This window comes from Nocardia sp. NPDC102475 (assembly GCF_055584605.1).
In genome coordinates, this window is sequence record NZ_JBVJLS010000018.1 from 25975 (window position 1) to 43163 (window position 17189).

Sequence of the window (17189 nt, forward strand, 5' to 3'; positions counted from 1 at the left end):
GCGAGAAGCCCGGCCGACTGGGCTCAGTCGACCGGGCTTCCCTCCCGGTTGCCGAAGGCCGACCTACCGCCCGCCGCGGACCTGCGCGAGCACCGATTCGACTACCGAATCGGCCGGAACCTCGGTGGATTCGCCGGTGAAGCGGTCGCGGATCTCGACCTTGCCCTCGGCCCAGCCGCGGCCGACGACCACGACCAACGGAACGCCGATCAGCTCGGAATCCTTGAACTTCACACCGGGCGAGGCCTTGCGGTCGTCCAGGACGACGTCGAGTCCGGCCGTATCCAGCAGCGCCGCAACCTGTTCGCCGCCCTCGCGCGCGGAGTCGTCCTTGTTCGCGATGACCACGTGCACGTCGAACGGCGCGACCTCGCGCGGCCAGCGCAGACCCTTCTCGTCATGCTGCTGTTCGGCGATCACCGCGACCATGCGGGAGACGCCGACACCGTAGGAGCCCATGGTGAGCCGCACCGGCTTGCCGTTCTCGCCGAGCACATCGACCTCGAACGCGTCGGTGTACTTATTGCCGAGCTGGAAGATGTGGCCGATCTCGATGCCGCGCGCGGATACCAGGACGCCGCGCCCGTCGGGCGAGGGATCGCCGTCGCGCACCTCGGCGGCCTCGATGGTGCCGTCGGGGGTGAAATCGCGGCCCGCGACCAGGCCGACGACGTGCTTGCCCGGCTCGTCGGCGCCGGTGATCCAGCTGGTTCCGGTGCCGATGCGCGGGTCGACGAGATAGCGAACACCGTTGGCCTGCAATGCCTTCGGGCCGATGTAGCCCTTGACCAGGAACGGGTTGGCGGCGAAATCGGCCTCGGTGAGCAGTTCCACCTCGGCGGGTTCGACCGCGGCGCCGAGGCGCTTGTCGTCGATCTCGCGATCGCCCGGAATGCCGATGCCGAGCAGTTCGGTCTTGCCGTCCGGGTGGCGCAGCTTGACCATGATGTTCTTGAGGGTGTCGGCCGCGGTGACCGGTTGCGCGGAGAAGCCCGCACCGTTCGCCCAATCCACCAGCGTCGCGATGGTCGGGGTGTTCGGGGTGTCGTGCACGACGGCCGCGGGCAGGCCCTCGATGGGTTGCGGTTCGGCAGCGGGCGTGACCACCGCCTCCACGTTCGCGGCGTAGCCGGACTCGCGGCACACCACGTAGGTGTCCTCGCCGACCGGGCTGTCCGCGAGGAATTCCTCCGACGCGCTGCCACCCATCGCACCCGAGGTGGCCGCGACGATGACGTACTTGACCATGAGCCGGTTGAAAATGCGCTGGTAGGCCTCGCGATGCGCGTTGTAGCTCGCCTTTAGTCCGTCCTCGTCGAGATCGAAGGAATAGGAGTCCTTCATGATGAATTCGCGGCCGCGCAGAATGCCCGCGCGAGGCCGCTCCTCGTCGCGGTACTTGGTCTGGATCTGGTAGAGCGTGACCGGCAGATCCTTGTACGAGCTGTATTCACCCTTCACCGTGAGCGCGAACAGCTCCTCGTGCGTGGGCCCCAGCAGATAGTCCGCACCCTTGCGGTCCTGCAGCCGGAACAGTCCGTCGCCGTATTCGGTCCACCGGTTGGTGGTCTCGTACGGCTCACGCGGCAGCAGCGCGGGCAGCGAGATCTCCTGAGCGCCGATGGCGTTCATCTCATCCCGAACGACCTGCTCGACCCGCCGCAGCACCCGCAGGCCCAGCGGCAGCCACGAGTACACGCCCGGGGCGATGCGCCGCACATATCCGGCGCGGACGAGGAGTTTGTGACTGGGCACCTCGGCGTCGGCGGGATCGTCGCGCAGGGTACGCAGGAACAGGTGGGAGAGGCGGGTGATCACGGAACGACAGGGTAGTCGCTGGCCCGACGATGTCTGCAACGCATTACCCTATCCGCTCGTGCTGGTGCTGCTGCCCCCTTCCGAAACCAAGTCCGATGGCGGAACCGATGTGCCACTGGAGCTGGAGTCGCTGGCGATGCCGCAGCTCACGGCCGTGCGCGACCGGCTCATCGACGAGGTCGTCAAGCTGGCCGCCGACCCGGACGCTTCGCGCGCGGTGCTCGGCCTCGGCAAGGGGGCTGATACCGAGATCGCGCGCAATGCGACGCTGCGCACGTCAGCCACCCGGCCCGCACTGGAGCGCTACACCGGCGTGCTCTACGACGCCCTCGATGCCCGCTCCTTCACCAAGGTCCAACGCGCCAAGGCCTATGCCCGCCTCGGCATCGGCTCAGCCCTGTTCGGCGCCGTCCGCGCCGATGACCTCATCCCCGCCTACCGGCTCTCCGGCGGTACCAAACTTCCCGGCCTCCCGACGCTTTCCGCCATCTGGCGCGATGTCCTGCCCGACGCGCTGATCGCCGAGGCCGCCGGTGAACTCGTCATCGACCTGCGCTCGGGCACCTACCAGCAGCTCGGCCGCATCCCCGACGCCATCACCGCCAATGTCCTGACCGAACATCCGGACGGCTCCCGAACCGTGGTGAGCCACTTCAACAAACACCACAAGGGCCTACTCGCCCGCGCCCTCGTCCTCACCCGCGCCGACCCCACCGACATCCGCGCCGTAGCCCGCATAGCTACCAAATCCGGCCTCCGCGCCGAAATAGCCTCCCCCACCGAACTCCTCATCATCACCAGCTGAGGTACGGCCGCGGCCTCCCTACCTTCTGCGAGGTATGCGCTGGCTCTGTGTGACCGCTGCACTCGCGGAAGTCGGTGGGTTGCGTCGGTCATCCGCGCTCGGTGGCACACCAGGTGCCGGCTCGGTGGATTCGGTAGGCGAAGGCGGCGGCGCGGGCCAGCCGGGTCAGCCAGCGGTCCGGGGTGTCCAGGTCAGGCCAGGTCCAGCGGACAACGGCCCAACCCAGGGCGCGCATGGCGTCCTCGCGGAGCTTTTCGGCGATCACGGTGGATTCGGACGAAGCGTGGCGGGAGTTGTTGCGGTACTTGATCATTCCATCGAACTCGCCGATGACGCCCAGCGTCGGGAACAGGAAATCGACTCGGGCGACGAATCCGCCGTTGATATCCAGGATGGTCGACTGGAGTTCCGGTGCGGGCAGTCCGGCACCGCACAAGACAACCCGGCTCCGCGATTCGCCGGGGCTCTCGGCGCGGTCGTCGAGGAAGTCGATGACGCGGCGTGCGGCCGGACAGCCCGGGCGGCCGTTCGCGCGCAGTAGTTGCTCCGCCAGTTCGGCACTGCTGGTACGCCCGAGGCGCAGTGCGGCATCACCGACGACGACAGCTTGTTCGAAGGGCACGGTTCTGGCCAGGTCGACGATCGTGCGCGCCGCTGTCGTCACCCGCAGATCGCCGATCTGCACCACCTCGTCCGACTCGATGGACGCGGCGTGCATCATGACCCGCCTACCCGTGCGTGCCCCGGTTCTTCGATTGCGGGTCAAATGAACCCGCGCCAACGGGATCGACCACACCGGCAGACCATGCACGACAGCCGCGGAGATATGACTGATGACGGCAGCTGAACTGGAGCACGCGGCGACTGCACCGGCCAGCACCAGATGCCTTTGTTCAGTGGTCATTTCGTCGATATCGACCGCACTCAGGTACTGCCCCCGACACACCCGCTGCCAAGGTCGCCTGCTCAGCTCACGTCCGGTGAATCCAGCTTCCAGCGCATTCCGCCGGGAAATAGTTCGAGGTATCTCCACCCCCCCGATGTTCCCGACCACCCCCACCAAGCCGAAAGCCCCAACCCACGGATTGTGGATAACTCGCACGCTGTGCATAACTCCACGCGGCCCCCTGCCTGGCCACGCGAGCCACAGTGACAGAGGTTGGCGCAGAACAGGGCTACGCCGCGCACAAGCCGCAACCTATGCGCGACGTCGAGTGGATATGCGACACCACCTGTGGCGTGCTCGGGTGCTCGGCGTAGTGCCGTCCAGAGCGCTGTCAGCGCTGCGCGGCGGTGAGGGCGGCGCGGATCTTTTCGGCGGGAGCGGGGGCAGCGGGGTGCTCCCAGAACGGGAGGTCCGCGGCATAGGGGTCGCCGTAGACGGGGGTGTTTACCTGAGAGCGCCAGCTTTCGGTGAGGGGGCCCGCATCGACAATGTCGTAGCCGAGAGTGTCGAGTAGTTCGGTGGCGGCCTTTTTCGCGTCGGCGTCGTCGCCTGCGATGGGCAGGGCCGAGCGGTCGGGGGCACCGGAGGGGCGGGCGAGGGTGGCCAAGTGGGGATAGAAAATGTTGTTGAAGGCCTTGACGACCTTCGAGGTCGGCAGGTGGCGTTGCAGCAACTCGCTGCTGGTGGTGGTGCCGTCCTCGAGTTCGGGGAAGGTGCCGTCGCGGTCCGGGTAGTAGTTGTTGGTGTCGATGACGACCTTGCCTGCCAGCGGCTCCACCGGGACCTGCCGGTAGTTCTTCAACGGCACTGTGACCACGACGATGTCACCGGCCGCGGCCGCCTCCGCGGCGGTGGCGGCGCGCGCCCGCGGCCCGAGCTCGGCCACCAGCTCCGCCAGCGTTTCCGGGCCACGTGAATTACTGACCACGACATCGAGTCCGGCCGCGACGGCCAACCGTGCCAGCGTGCCGCCGATATTCCCGCTGCCGATCAATCCAAGCGTTGTCATGCCCGGTCCCAACCGAGTTGAGGCCGCGATTGTTCCGACATGCCGTCGGTGCGCCCCGATGTCGGGGCTGACGGTCACAGTTCCGCGGCGATGAGCAGCGCCGCCACCAGCACGCGCGGGCGACAATCCGACGCACTCGACGCGTTGGAGTCGGCCGAGGAGCCGAATTCGGTGTCGAGGTTGGCTCTGGCGACCGCTGCACAGCGCCGGCACCAGGCTCCATGCGCTTCTGGCAGCGGAGAACCGGGCGGTCGACGCGACGCGCAGCTCGGTTCGGTTGTCCTCCGTCGTGATGATCTCGACCGCCATCAGCCGTGCCGTACGCGAAAACTCGGAGGCGCAGAAAATGATCGGTCTGTAGTGTTCGGCGAGCGGTGGGGGACATCCGAAATGTAGGGCCGCACAAGGAATGTGACGGCGTCGAGGGCGGCCGGGGAGGTAATTGATGACGAAGTTGAATCAGATCATCGCGGTGGAGAAGGGCGTCAAGAGCGGCGCGCTGCGCGAATTGGCGGAGACCCAGGGGCAGCTGCAGAAGCCGGGGTTGCTGTCCGGTATCGCGCGCACCTATCAGCCGAAAGATGAAGAGGGCGAACAGCTTCCACCGGAATCGGCGCGGGTGCAGGTGAAGTCCGATGAGGTGTTGCGCCAGACGGCCGCGACGCTGACCCGGCTCTTCGATGTGACGGCGACCAAGGACTGGGCGAACTGCGAGGCCAGGGCCGACAAGTCGTATCAGTTTGATCCGATCCCACCGACCCGGTGCGCGAATTCGGGTGGCACCAAGGAACCCGAGGGCAGGCTACGCCCTCGGGTTCCCTTGCGTTGGAACAGTTCAGAGCGTGTGCTCGTCGGCGAGTGCGAGTACGTGGTCGAGAATGTCCAGCCCCTCCTTGACCTCGGCCTCGTCAATGATGCACGGCGGAACGACGTGCAGTCGGTTGAAGTTGACGAACAGCAGCAGGCCCGCCGCCTTGGCCGCGGCGACCGTTTCGGTCATGGCCGCGCTGGTCCCGCCGTACGGGGCGAGCGGTTCGCGAGTTCGCCTGTCCCGCACCAGTTCCAGCGCCCAGAACACACCTGCCCCGCGCACATCGCCGATGCTGGGGTGGCGTTCGGCGAGTTTGTGCAGGCCGGGTCCGAGGACGCGGGTACCGATATCGGCGGCGTTTTCCACGATGCACTCGTCCCGCATCGCGTTGATGGTCGCGACCGCGGCGGCCGTCGCCAGCGGATGGCCTGAATAGGTCAGCCCGCCCGGGTACGGACGATCATCGAAGGTCGCCGCGATGGCGGGACTGATCGCGACACCGCCGAGCGGCACATAACCGGAGTTCACTCCTTTGGCGAAGGTCAGCAGGTCGGGGACCACACCCTCGAAATGCTCTATGGCGAACCACTTTCCGGTGCGCCCGAACCCCGACATCACTTCATCGGCGATGAAGACGATGCCGTATTTGTCGCACAGCGCCCGGACACCCGCCATATACCCAGGCGGCGGGACCATGATTCCCGCTGTGCCCGGGATGGATTCGAGCACGACGGCGGCAATCGTGTCCGAACCCTCGAAAACAATGGTCTGCTCGAGATGCGCCAAAGCGCGTTCGGCCTCCTCGGTTTCGGTGCTCGCATGGAATTGCGAGCGGTACAGGAACGGGCCGAAGAAATGGATGACGCCGCTATTGCCGTGGTCGTTCGGCCAGCGCCGCGGGTCGCCGGTGAGGTTGATCGCGGTCTCGGTGCCGCCATGATAGGAGCGGTAGCGCGAAAGCACCTTGTAGCGGCCGGTATGCAGGCGCGCCAGCCGAACCGCGTGTTCCACGGCATCGGCGCCGCCATTGGTGAAGAAGATCTTGTCGAGTTCGCCCGGGGTCCGCTCGGCGATCAGCCGGGCGGCCTCGGAGCGGGCATCGTTGACGTGCTGCGGTGCGACGGTGCACAGCTTGGCCGCTTGCTCCTGCACCGCCGCAACGACTTTCGGATGCTGGTGACCGATATTCGTGTTCACCATCTGCGACGAGAAATCGAGCAGACGATTACCGTCGCCGTCCCATACGTAGCAGCCCTGGGCCGCCGTAATGGTCATCGGCGTCCGGTGCGCCTGCGTGGACCACGAGTGGAATACATGGCGGCGGTCGAGCTCGTAGGCGCGGGCGGCGGCCTGCCGGGCGAGTTCGGGTGCCGATCCATTCGGGAGGGTCATCGAATTCTCCTGCGTAGCTACTTGTTCTGTGGGAATCCGAGTTCGAGACCGCCGTGGCTGGGATCGAGCCAACGCGTCGTGACGGCCTTACCACGGGTGAAGAAATGCACGCCCTCGATGCCGTGCGCATGCGAATCGCCGAACAGCGAATTCTTCCAGCCGCCGAAGCTGTAGTAGGCCATCGGAACCGGGATCGGCACATTGATGCCGACCATGCCGACCTCCACCTCATTGTGGAAGCGCCTGGCCGCGCCACCGTCGTTGGTGAAGATGGCGGTCCCGTTGCCATAGGGATTGTCGTTGACCAGTTCCAGCGCCTCGTCGTAGCCGTCGACGCGCACGACCGACAGGACCGGGCCGAAGATTTCGTCGGTATAGACGCTCATCTCGGTGCCCACATGATCGAGAATCGTCGGGCCGAGCCAGAATCCATCCGCTTCGCCATCGACCTGGACGCCGCGACCGTCGAGAACGACACTGGCACCGGCGGATTCGCCCGCATCGATATAGGCGGCGACGCGATCGCGATGCTCGCGGGTCACCAGCGGACCCATATCGGTATCGCGGGTGCCGTCACCGGTCTTGATGGTCTTGGCGCGCTCGGCGATCTTGGCGACCAGTTCGTCGCCGACCGCACCGACCGCCAGCACCACACTGATCGCCATGCAGCGCTCCCCCGCGGAACCGAATCCGGCATTCACCGCGGCGTCGGCGGCCAGATCCAGATCGGCATCGGGCAGCACCACCATGTGGTTCTTCGCGCCGCCGAGCGCCTGCACACGCTTACCGCCGGCGGTGCCGCGCTGGTAGACGTACTTCGCGATGGGTGTGGAGCCGACGAACGAGACGGCCTTGATATGCGGATTGTCGAGCAGTTCGTCGACCGCGACCTTATCGCCCTGCAGCACATTGAAAACCCCTGCGGGCAAACCGGCTTCGTGCCACAGCTCGGCCAGCCACAGCGATGATGACGGATCCTTCTCGCTCGGCTTGAGCACCACGGTATTCCCGGCGGCGATCGCGATCGGGAAGAACCACATCGGCACCATCGCCGGAAAGTTGAACGGTGATATCACCGCGACCGGGCCGAGCGGCTGGCGGATCGAGAAGATGTCCACCTTCGTCGAGGCGTTCTCGGTGAATCCGCCCTTGATCAAATGCGGTACACCGCAGGCAAATTCGACCACTTCGAGGCCGCGGTTCACTTCGCCGAGCGCATCGGAGTGGACCTTGCCGTGTTCGGCGGTGATCAGCTTGGCGAGTTCTTCCTTGCGCTCGTTGAGCAGTTCGCGGAACCGGAACAGGATCTGTGTGCGCCGCGCCAGCGAGGTGTCGCGCCATTCCGGGAACGCCGCCTTCGCCGATGCGATCACCGCCCTGGCGTCCTCGACACCGGCCAGTGCGACCTGCCCGGTCACCACCCCGGTCGCCGGGTTCGTCACCGGCGCGGTCGCCGAGCTCGTGCCCGCGAAGGGTTTGCCGTCGAGCCAGTGCGCGATTGTCTGCATATCTCCTCGATTCGATCCCGAGCGCCGGATGGTGTCGTGGTTTCGACTCTGCACCATCGATGCCCGATTTCGGCCCGACGTTCTGTATGCGATTTCGGATTTCCTATTACGATTTGTCGGATGCTGCTCTCTGTCGCCGATGTGCTGGCCATGCCGGTTGTGTGCGCGGGCGAGCCGGAGGTCGTCGGTGCGGCGGCCCTGGATCGGCCGGTGCGGTGGGTGCATGTCAGCGACCTGCCGGAGGTCGCCGAATTGCTCGTCGGCGGCGAGCTGATGCTGACTACGGGCTTGGCATTGACCGGCAGCGACGAGTCGACGGTCGCGTATCTGAATTCGCTGGCCGCCGCGGGGGTCGCCGGACTCGTCATCGAACTCGGCGAGGCCGTGCCGCGGTTATCGCCGATCGTCACCGAGACGGCCGACGCACTCGGACTCCCGGTCATCGCGCTGCATCGCGTCACTCGCTTCGTGGAGATCACCGAGGCGGTACACCGGGTGATCGTGGCCGACCAGTACGCCGAACTCGAATTCGCGCGCACCGTGCACGAGACGTTCACCGAGCTCAGCGTGCGCCGCGCCGCGCTGGCCGAAATCGTCGAGACGGCCGCGGACATGCTCGATTCCTCGGTCGTACTGGAAGATCTGGCGCATCGGGTGCTGGCGCTGACCGCCCGGCACACCAGCACCTCGGCGATTCTGGAGAACTGGGAGACCACCTCGCGACTGCTGCCCGAGGGCTGGGATGTGGTGCAGGTCGGCCCGCATACCCAGCGCTGGGGTCGGCTGATCCTGCGTTCGAGCGGGCTGGCGACGCCGCGTGCCCGTATGGTACTCGAGCGTGCCGCACAGACGCTGACGCTGCATCGGATGATCGATAAGGATCGCTTCGGCCTGCATCGCCAGGCGCAGACCGGCCTCATCGACGATATGGTCAACGGCCGCGTCCTCGACGAACGCGATGCGCAGGCCAGGGCGGCCGCATTGGGCCTGTTGACCCGACGCACGCACTACGTTCCGCTCGCGGTAGACGTTGCCGCCCTTGCCGAATCCGATCAGGTCGCCAGGCAGCGCCGCAGCGCGGGCGTGCTCGACGCGGTCACGCACGGTCTCGGACTGTCGAAGGCCACCGCATTGACCGCGGCCGAGCACGGCGACCGCGTCGGCATGGTGCTCGCGATCCCGTGCAGCGCCGATCTCGACGACATGCTCCGCACCGTGTGCTCGGCGATCATCGCCGAGGTGCGCCGGGTGGAGGGAGTACGGCGGGTGGTCATAGGCGTTGGCGCGGAAGCGGATTCACTGCTCGACACCGCACACGAATTGGCGCAGGCGGCGCACATCGCCGAGGTCGCGTTATCGCTGGACGCGGCATCTGATCGGCCGCGACCGTTCTATCGCAGCGGCGATATCCGGCTGCGCGGATTGCTCTCGCTGATCCGCAATGAACCCGGTGTGCAGAGCTTCGCCGAAACGGAGCTGAGCGCATTGCTGCGCTATGACATTCGGCATGCGGCCGATCTGACCCGCACGTTGCGACAGTTCCTCGACGTCGCGGGCAATAAGACCGAACTTGCCAAGCGGCTCAATATCAGCAGACCGACCCTCTACGACCGGCTCGCCCGCATCGAGCGGATTCTCGACGTCGACCTCGAGGACGGCGAATCCCGCACCTCACTGCATACCGCACTGCTCATTCGCGATCTGACCGCCGACTCGAACTCCAGGACCGACAGGTGATTTCGACCGGATCGGGAATGTTCTCGAGTCGGCAATCGTTTCACCAACGCATGACAGCTGTGCTCTCCGACGAGTTGAAGAAGTACCTGGACGAGTCGAAGGTCTTCGCTACCGCGGCGACGATCGGACCGAACGGACAACCCCACTTGACCGTCATCTGGCTCGAGCGCGATGGCGACGATCTGCTGTTCTCCACCACGGTGGATCGGCAGCAGGGCAAGAACCTCGCCCGTGATCCGCGGATCACGGTGATGATCAATCCGCCGGATAATCCGTACGCGTACGCCGAGATTCGAGGCACCGCCACCATCACCCCGGATCCCGACAAGACGCTGCCGGACAAGCTGTCACACCACTACACCGGGCTGCCGTACGTCGAATTCAACCCCGCCTCCGTCAATGACGGACCCCGCGTAATCGTGCGGGTGACCCCGCGCAAGGTCGCCGGTCGCCTGTGAGCTCACGGCCGGGCGGTTCAGCCCTGCCCGGCCTCTTCCCTTGTGTGCTGCGCTTGGCCGACCTCGGCCGCCGTGTAGCGCAGTGTCAGTGCCACCAGCCCCACCAGCAGTGCGCCAATGGCGGTGACGAAAAGCACCAGCGTGTAACCACTTCCGAGCGCATCCAGCTCCGCGGGCGTCATACCGGCGGGCTTACCCGTTCGCCCGCCGAGCGACACCGTGCGAGACGCGGCGACCGGCGCGAGCAGACCGATCGCGACGGGTGTGCCGAGGTTCATGAACATCTGGCCGACCGCGGAGAGCGGGCCGATATTCTCCGGCGCGACACCGACCAATACGCACAGCGGGACGATCACCACGGCCATACCGATGCCGAATCCGATCATGATGAACAGCCCCAGCAGGGTCGGCCAGTACGGCACGCCCCGTTCGAGTGTCGAGCCGAACAGCAGTCCGACGACGAGAATCGCCGCCGCACCGCTCAACAACCAGCGCGGCGCGACCGTCATCGCCAGCTGCGAAGCCGTGGCGGTGCCCATACCGGCGCCGATGGTGAACGGAATGAACGCGACCCCGGCGACCAGCGGGCTGTAGCCGACGACATTCTGCACGAACAGACCCGCGAAAAAGGTTGTCGCGGCCAGCACTCCGCTGGCCAGGAAGATGGCGCCGAAGGTGGCGACACGATCGCGCTTATCGAACAGCGACCAAGGCAGCAGCGGGTTGTCCACCCACCGTTCGGCGAGCACGAAGACGATCAACAACACCAGACCGGCGACCATCGAACCGATGATGACCGGACTGTCCCAGCCGAATTCGGGCGCTTCGGTCGCGCCGAATACCAGGGACGCGCAGGCGAGGGTACCGAGTACGGCCCCGCGCACGTCCAGGGGTAGTCGGTGGCGGGTGGTGTCGCGCAGTCGCAGCACCGCGCCCGCGAGGATCAGTGCACCGATCGGCACATTGATCAGGAAGATCCAGCGCCAGCTCACCTCGGTGAGCGCGCCGCCGATCACCAGTCCGCCGACCGAGCCGACCGCCATCATGGAGCCGAAAATCGCGATTGCCTGATTGCGCACCCGGCCGGGCGCGAAAGTGGTCGCCACCAGGGCGAGCGCGGTCGGGGCCGCGAGCGCGGCGCCGGTGCCCTGGATCGCGCGGGCCGCGATCAGCATGCCCTCGTTCTGTGCGAGTCCGCACAGCAGCGAGGCGAGGGTGAACAGTGCGACGCCGACGATGAACATGCGTTTGCGGCCGAAGGAGTCGCCGATCCGGCCACCGAGCAACATCAGACCGGCGAACGGCAGACCGTAGGCGGTGACCATCCAGGCGCTACCGGAGCTCGATAAACCCAGTTCGTCCTGTAGTCGGGGCAGGGCGAGAATCACCACCGTGCCGTCGAGGACGACCATCAGTTGTAGCCCGCTCAGCACCAGGATCGCCAGGCCGAAGGCCCGCAGCGTCACCGGATACGGCGTCGTAGCGGGATTGTCTGGCACAGTCAGCCACTGTAGTCAGAGCGACGGATGACAGGTAGCGGCCCCGTCCGCGGCACCACCGGCATCGAGCCGGTCCGCTGCGATTCCTCTTGCGCGTGCTGTGCCTCGGCCAGTTGCCTCGGGGAATAGCGCAATGTCAGCGCGATGAAGCCCGCCAGCACCGCGACCAGCGAGCAGACCGCGAGCACGAGTGTGTATCCGCTGCCGAGCGCGAAGATCTCGGCCTCGTTCATATCGGCCGCCTTACCGGTGCGCCCGCCCATCGACATGGTGCGCGATGCCGCGATGGGAGTGAGCAGCCCGATGAATACCGGCGTCGCCAGGTTCATGAACATCTGCCCCACCGCGGACAGCGGGCCGATATCAGAGGCCGGCACCCCGACGAGCACGCACAGCGGCGCGAGCACCATTGCCACGCCGACACCGAAGCCGATCACGATCAACAGCGGCAGCAGGGTGGTCAGGTAATTCACGCCGCCGTCGAGCTGCGAGCCGACCAGCAGTCCAGCGGCCAGCACGAATGCCGCGCCGCACACCAGCCAGCGCGGTGCGACGAACAGCGCCGCCTTGGAGGCCACCGCGCCGCCGATGCCGATGCCGATGGTGAACGGGATCGATGCGATACCCGCGACCAGCGGTCCGTAGCCGAGCACATTCTGCAGGAACTGCGCGACGAAGAAGGTCATCGCACCGAGTACGCCGCCGGCCAGGAAGATCAGCATGAAGGTGGTGACCCGATCGCGGCTGTCGAACAGCGACCACGGCAGCAGCGGATCATCGACGGTGCGCTCGACGACCACGAAGACGATCAGCAGCACCGCACCCGCCACCAGCGCGCCGATGACGGCCGGACTGCCCCAGCCCAACTCGGGCCCCTCGGTCGCACCGAACACGATCGACGCGCAGGCCACGGTACCGAGCACCGCGCCACGGATATCCAGTGGCGATCGGTGGTGTTCGGTATCCGCGAGCTGGGACAGCGCACCGAGAATGATCAGTACGCCGATCGGCACATTGATCAGGAAGATCCACCGCCAGGACAGCTGGGTCAGCGCACCGCCGACCACCAGACCGCCGACCGAGCCGATACCGACCATCGAGCCGACGATCGCAATGGCCTGATTACGCGCCTTTCCCGGCGCGAAAGTGGTTGCCACCAGCGCGAATGCCGTCGGCGCCGCAATCGCCGCGCCCGCGCCCTGCACGGCTCGGGCCGCGATCAACATGGCCTGGCTCTGCGCCAACCCGCACAGCAGCGACGCGATGGTGAACATCCCGACGCCCACGATCAGCATGCGTTTGCGACCGAACGCATCACCGAGTCGCCCGCCGAGCAGCATCAGCCCCGCGAAGGTCAGACCGTAGGAGGTCACCGTCCACGCCCCGCCCGCGCTGGACATGCCCATCTCTTCCTGCAGTCGGGGCAGCGCGAAAATGACCACGGTGCCGTCGAGCACAACCATCAGCTGCAGCCCGCTCAGCACGAGAATCGCGAGCCCGAAGGCCCGCTGCGTCACCGGGTACTGCGTCTTCGCAGGGGGGTTATCGAGCACGGTGAGCCACTGTAATTGATCCGGAACCGAGGTCTCCGCTCCCGCGGGGGCGATTCATCTAGTCATAGCGAAAGTCACTGGGCGGTTGTGACACCTTCCAGTTGCGGGAGTCCAGCGGTTGTGCAGCATCATCCGGCGGCGGACTCGGCTCGCGGTGCGGCGGATTCGGTGGAGAAGCCCGCTGTGGGGCCGATCACAATGATCGCGGGCGGACGGATGGCTTCTTCGCGAACGCGAGCGGCAACTGTGCCGAGGTCGGCGCGCAGGACACGTTGGGTGCGCAGGGTGCCCTCCTGGATCACCGTTGCCGGGGTGTCAGCCGGTCGGCCGCCCTCGATGAGAGCCGTGGCGAATTGTTCGATGCGCTCGACCGCCATCATGAGCACGATGGTGCCGCGCAGGCGGGCCAGCGCGGGCCAGTCGACCATGGAATCCGGATGGTCGGGTGCGACGTGGCCACTGACCACCACGAATTCATGGGTGACGCCGCGATGGGTTACCGGAATGCCCGCGGCGGCGGGGACGGAGATGGGGCTGGTGATGCCGGGGACCACGGTCACCGGAATGCCTTCCTCGACGCAGGCCTCGAGCTCCTCGTAGCCGCGCCCGAACACATACGGGTCGCCGCCCTTGAGCCGCACCACGAACTTGCCCGCCTTGGCGCCCTCGATCAGCGCGGAATTGATCGCCTCCTGCGCCATCGCCCGCCCGTACGGAATCTTGGCCGCGTCGATCACCTCGACGTCCGGGCCGAGTTCGGCGAGCAGCTCCGGCGGTGCGAGCCGGTCGGCGACAACGAGATTCGCGCGGGCCAGCAGGCGGCGGCCGCGCACCGTGATCAGATCCGGATCGCCGGGACCGCCGCCGACCAGCGCGACACCCGGGGTGATCGGCGTCGAATCATCGGTCACCACACCTGATTGCAGCGCCTCGAGCAATGCGTTGCGCACCGTCGCGGATCGCCGGTGCTGACCACCGGCGAGCACGCCGAGCGTGAGGCCGTCGTGCCGAGCCGTCGCCGGAGTTACCGCGGTGCCCAGCCGCGCCACGTCGGCGCGCACACAGAAGATCCGTCGCCGCGTGGCCTCCTCGACGACCGCCGCATTGGTCTCGGGTTCGTCGGTGCATGCGATCGCATACCAGGCGCCGTCGAGATCGCCGTCGGCGTAGGCGCGCAATGTCAGCGTGAGTTGCCCCGACGTAGCCATTCCCTCCACGGCCGGGGTGACTTCGCGACTGATGACGTGCACGTCCGCTCCGGAGGCGATCAATAGGCCGAGCCTGCGCTGCGCCACCGTCCCCCCGCCGACCACGACGACGCGCCGCCCATTGAGATCGAGCCCGACCAGGTAGTTCGGATCACTCGTGGGACGGTCGGCCGGGTTGATTTCCGGCTGGTCATCGATAGGTACTGACGTGTTCGGCACAATGTTCGAGCCTACGTCCTGTGTGCGCGTGCCCGGCAATCACCCGCCGCGGACGGCCTTTCTATACTTCTGCGCATGAATCGCTGGGGTCGGGCGGCGGAATCGGCAGCGCTGATAGGGCGGCTCGCGCCGGGCGGTGCCGCACAGGCGGATCCGGGGTCCTATGTCCCCGCCGCAGGAACCGAGGCGACCTACATTCAGGCGGGACCGCAGGTGGTCACGGAGCAGATCGGATTCGACTGCGGGTTGGCGCCATGACACAGGCAGAGCAACTGCTGGAGGTCGCATACGAGGAGGCACTGCGCGGCCGGGCCGAAGGCGGGATTCCGATCGGCGCGGCCCTGTTCGCGACCGATGGCTCCCTGCTCGGACGCGGGCACAACCGACGGGTGCAGTCCGGCGATCCCAGCATGCACGCCGAAACCGATGCCTTCCGCAATGCGGGCCGCCGCCGCGACTACGGCTCGACCATCATGGTGACCACCCTGTCACCGTGCTGGTACTGCAGCGGGCTGGTGCGCCAGTTCGGGATCGGTGCGGTGATCATCGGGGAAGCGCAGACCTTCTACGGCGGGCATGACTGGCTGGCCGAGCACGGCGTCGCGGTGACCGTGCTCGAGGACCAGCGCTGCATCGACCTGATGACCGAATTCATCGCCGACCAACCGCTGCTCTGGCACGAGGACATCGGGGTAGCTGAGGATTGATGTCGGACAAACGATTTCAGCGGAAGTACGGATAGTCCTGCACCCAGTTGAATCCACGGCCGCGCAGCGGGAAGCTGTTCAGATCGACCTGCTGCAAGGTGATGGTCACCGGCCGACCGTTCAGCTGCCCGTCGAGCGTCAGACGGTCGGGCGCGGGCTGTTCGAAGGTGAAGTCGGCGATCTGGGTGGGTTGCGCGTCCGGCCGCTCCGGCGGCGCGGAAACCGAGATCTTGTGGGCAGCGGTATCGACGGAGGGGACGGCGGGCACCAGGCTGCCGTCCATCTTCTGGTAGGTCATCCCGGCTACATCGAAAACGACTCGCTGCCAACGAGTTTCGTCGGTGGTCAGCGGCAGTACCGGCACACCGTCCTGGGTGAATTCCGATACCGTCCAGATCCCGTACAGCGGCGGCTTCGGGCTGCCACCGCCGCCTTCGTTCCAGTACTTCAGGCCGGTGTGCACGAAACCCGCTGCCATCCATAGGCCCAGGGCTACTTGCAGCGCGATCGCAATCCGGCGAGTTCGGTTGCCGCGAAACGGATCCGGTTGCGTGGCGGGTTCGGACGGCCGGTTCAGCACCAGCACATTCGCCAACCGCCGCGCCTGCGGTGCGAGCAGCACCATGCTCAGCAGCATGAGGTGGAAGGCCAGGATCTTGACCGGGACGTCGAAGGTCATATTGAGCACGAACACCTGCGCCAAGCTCACCAGGCTCAGCATTGCGCCGAGCGTCGCGGTCCTCGGCACGAAGAGCAGCAGTCCGCCCAGCACTTCGGCACAGCCGAGCAGGATCTCGTAGGTGGGTGAACTCCCGACCTGGTTCCACAACACCGAGGCGGGGCTGAACTCACCGTAGGGCTGCAGCAGTTTCGCCAGGGTCGGCTCCGGCATCTGCATCGGAATCGCCTTGGCGAATCCGTAGAGCAGCATTTGCCCGCCCAGGCACATACGGATGAAGAGCAGGAACCAGGCCTGCAGCTGCCGATAGTCCGGCCTGCGCCGGTCCAGCGCGGTCCAGATGAGGGTCGCCACCGCAGCGGCGATCAGCACGCAGAAGACGAATGTCCAGATGAAGTATTGGTCGCCGCTGCCCGAATCCTCGCGCAGCACGACGTCGGTATCGAAGAACAGCCGTCCGGCCGGCTCGATGATCGGGCGTAGGGCGCGAAATTCCCAGAGCACCGCATTCTCGGACAGCGATCCGGCGAGCAGCCCGGCGAAGGCGAACGGAATCTGGGTGAACAGCAGGCAGAACAAGCCGAAATAGCTGAAGGAGAACCGAAAAGCGATCCTGGTCAACGGATTCCACCGCACGGGCCGCTCGAGCGGTGTGACGCTTTCTTCCCGATCGAGAACCTCTGCACCGACCGCACTCACACCGATCCCTCCCTCTCACGACTCCACGTCAGCCGACGGTATCGGCGACGAAGGCCCGACCGCTTCCAGGAAAACCCCGATTCACACCCCCATCCATCGGCGTACGCGACTCCGCCGGAAGTATGACCCCACCTGGTGCAG

14 protein-coding genes and 1 pseudogene are annotated in these 17189 nt (G+C 66.4%); 6 read left to right on the forward strand and 9 right to left on the reverse strand.

All coding sequences use genetic code 11. The features are described from left to right. Positions 1–63: 63 nt before the first annotated feature. Entirely contained in the window at positions 64–1818 is a 1755-nt protein-coding gene (locus tag ACZ60G_RS29050) for a proline--tRNA ligase (RefSeq protein WP_465813887.1), read from the reverse strand. A 58-nt stretch (positions 1819–1876) separates the two neighbouring features. On the opposite strand from ACZ60G_RS29050, the gene yaaA reads away from it, so the two are divergent. Further along, positions 1877–2623: a peroxide stress protein YaaA gene (gene yaaA, locus ACZ60G_RS29055; protein WP_465814166.1), complete on the forward strand. Its 747-nt coding sequence runs from the start codon at positions 1877–1879 to the stop codon at positions 2621–2623. Between the two features lie 88 nt (positions 2624–2711). Here the strand turns inward: yaaA and ACZ60G_RS29060 are convergent, their stop codons facing one another. Then, positions 2712–3527, reverse strand: a complete 816-nt coding sequence (locus tag ACZ60G_RS29060; protein WP_465813889.1) for a hypothetical protein — start codon at positions 3525–3527, stop codon at positions 2712–2714. Between the two features lie 373 nt (positions 3528–3900). Then, positions 3901–4578 carry an NADPH-dependent F420 reductase gene (locus tag ACZ60G_RS29065; RefSeq protein ID WP_465813891.1) on the reverse strand — a complete coding sequence of 226 codons (678 nt, stop codon included), beginning with the start codon at positions 4576–4578 and terminating at the stop codon, positions 3901–3903. Positions 4579–5023: 445 nt separating this feature from the next. Here ACZ60G_RS29065 and ACZ60G_RS29070 point away from each other — a divergent pair. Beyond that, positions 5024–5293, forward strand: a pseudogene (locus tag ACZ60G_RS29070) (DUF7873 family protein); the annotation flags it as partial. A 120-nt stretch (positions 5294–5413) separates the two neighbouring features. Here ACZ60G_RS29070 and ACZ60G_RS29075 read toward each other — a convergent pair. Both ACZ60G_RS29075 and ACZ60G_RS29080 read right to left on the reverse strand, forming a co-directional pair. Further along, the gene (locus ACZ60G_RS29075) at positions 5414–6781 is read right to left on the reverse strand and encodes an aminotransferase class III-fold pyridoxal phosphate-dependent enzyme (RefSeq protein ID WP_465813893.1); all 1368 of its coding nucleotides are present in this window, start codon (positions 6779–6781) and stop codon (positions 5414–5416) included. Positions 6782–6798: 17 nt separating this feature from the next. Beyond that, entirely contained in the window at positions 6799–8289 is a 1491-nt protein-coding gene (locus ACZ60G_RS29080) for a CoA-acylating methylmalonate-semialdehyde dehydrogenase (protein WP_465813895.1), read from the reverse strand. A 120-nt stretch (positions 8290–8409) separates the two neighbouring features. Between ACZ60G_RS29080 and ACZ60G_RS29085 the strand changes: the two genes are divergently transcribed. Continuing rightward, positions 8410–10026, forward strand: a complete 1617-nt coding sequence (locus ACZ60G_RS29085) for a PucR family transcriptional regulator (RefSeq protein ID WP_465813897.1) — start codon at positions 8410–8412, stop codon at positions 10024–10026. Positions 10027–10076: 50 nt separating this feature from the next. Further along, complete coding sequence (locus tag ACZ60G_RS29090) at positions 10077–10484, forward strand: PPOX class F420-dependent oxidoreductase (RefSeq protein WP_465813899.1); 408 nt, start codon at positions 10077–10079, stop codon at positions 10482–10484. A 17-nt stretch (positions 10485–10501) separates the two neighbouring features. Here ACZ60G_RS29090 and ACZ60G_RS29095 read toward each other — a convergent pair whose 3' ends face one another. From ACZ60G_RS29095 to cobA, 3 genes are all read right to left on the reverse strand, one after another. Beyond that, positions 10502–11983, reverse strand: a complete 1482-nt coding sequence (locus ACZ60G_RS29095; RefSeq protein ID WP_465813901.1) for an MFS transporter — start codon at positions 11981–11983, stop codon at positions 10502–10504. A gap of 2 nt (positions 11984–11985) precedes the next feature. Further along, complete coding sequence (locus ACZ60G_RS29100; RefSeq protein ID WP_465813903.1) at positions 11986–13536, reverse strand: MFS transporter; 1551 nt, start codon at positions 13534–13536, stop codon at positions 11986–11988. Positions 13537–13664: 128 nt separating this feature from the next. Next, positions 13665–14924, reverse strand: a complete 1260-nt coding sequence (cobA, locus tag ACZ60G_RS29105; RefSeq protein ID WP_465814168.1) for a uroporphyrinogen-III C-methyltransferase — start codon at positions 14922–14924, stop codon at positions 13665–13667. Positions 14925–15038: 114 nt separating this feature from the next. On the opposite strand from cobA, the gene ACZ60G_RS29110 reads away from it, so the two are divergent. Both ACZ60G_RS29110 and ACZ60G_RS29115 read left to right on the forward strand, forming a co-directional pair. Continuing rightward, positions 15039–15221, forward strand: coding sequence for a hypothetical protein (locus ACZ60G_RS29110; RefSeq protein WP_465813905.1), 183 nt, complete (start codon positions 15039–15041; stop codon positions 15219–15221). Then, positions 15218–15670: a nucleoside deaminase gene (locus ACZ60G_RS29115; protein ID WP_465813907.1), complete on the forward strand. Its 453-nt coding sequence runs from the start codon at positions 15218–15220 to the stop codon at positions 15668–15670. Before ACZ60G_RS29110 ends, ACZ60G_RS29115 begins: the two co-directional genes overlap by 4 nt. 16 nt (positions 15671–15686) lie before the next feature. Here ACZ60G_RS29115 and ACZ60G_RS29120 read toward each other — a convergent pair whose 3' ends face one another. After that, a complete protein-coding gene (locus ACZ60G_RS29120) occupies positions 15687–17048 on the reverse strand; it encodes a DoxX family protein (protein ID WP_465813909.1) in 1362 nt (453 codons plus the stop codon). Positions 17049–17189: the final 141 nt, after the last annotated feature.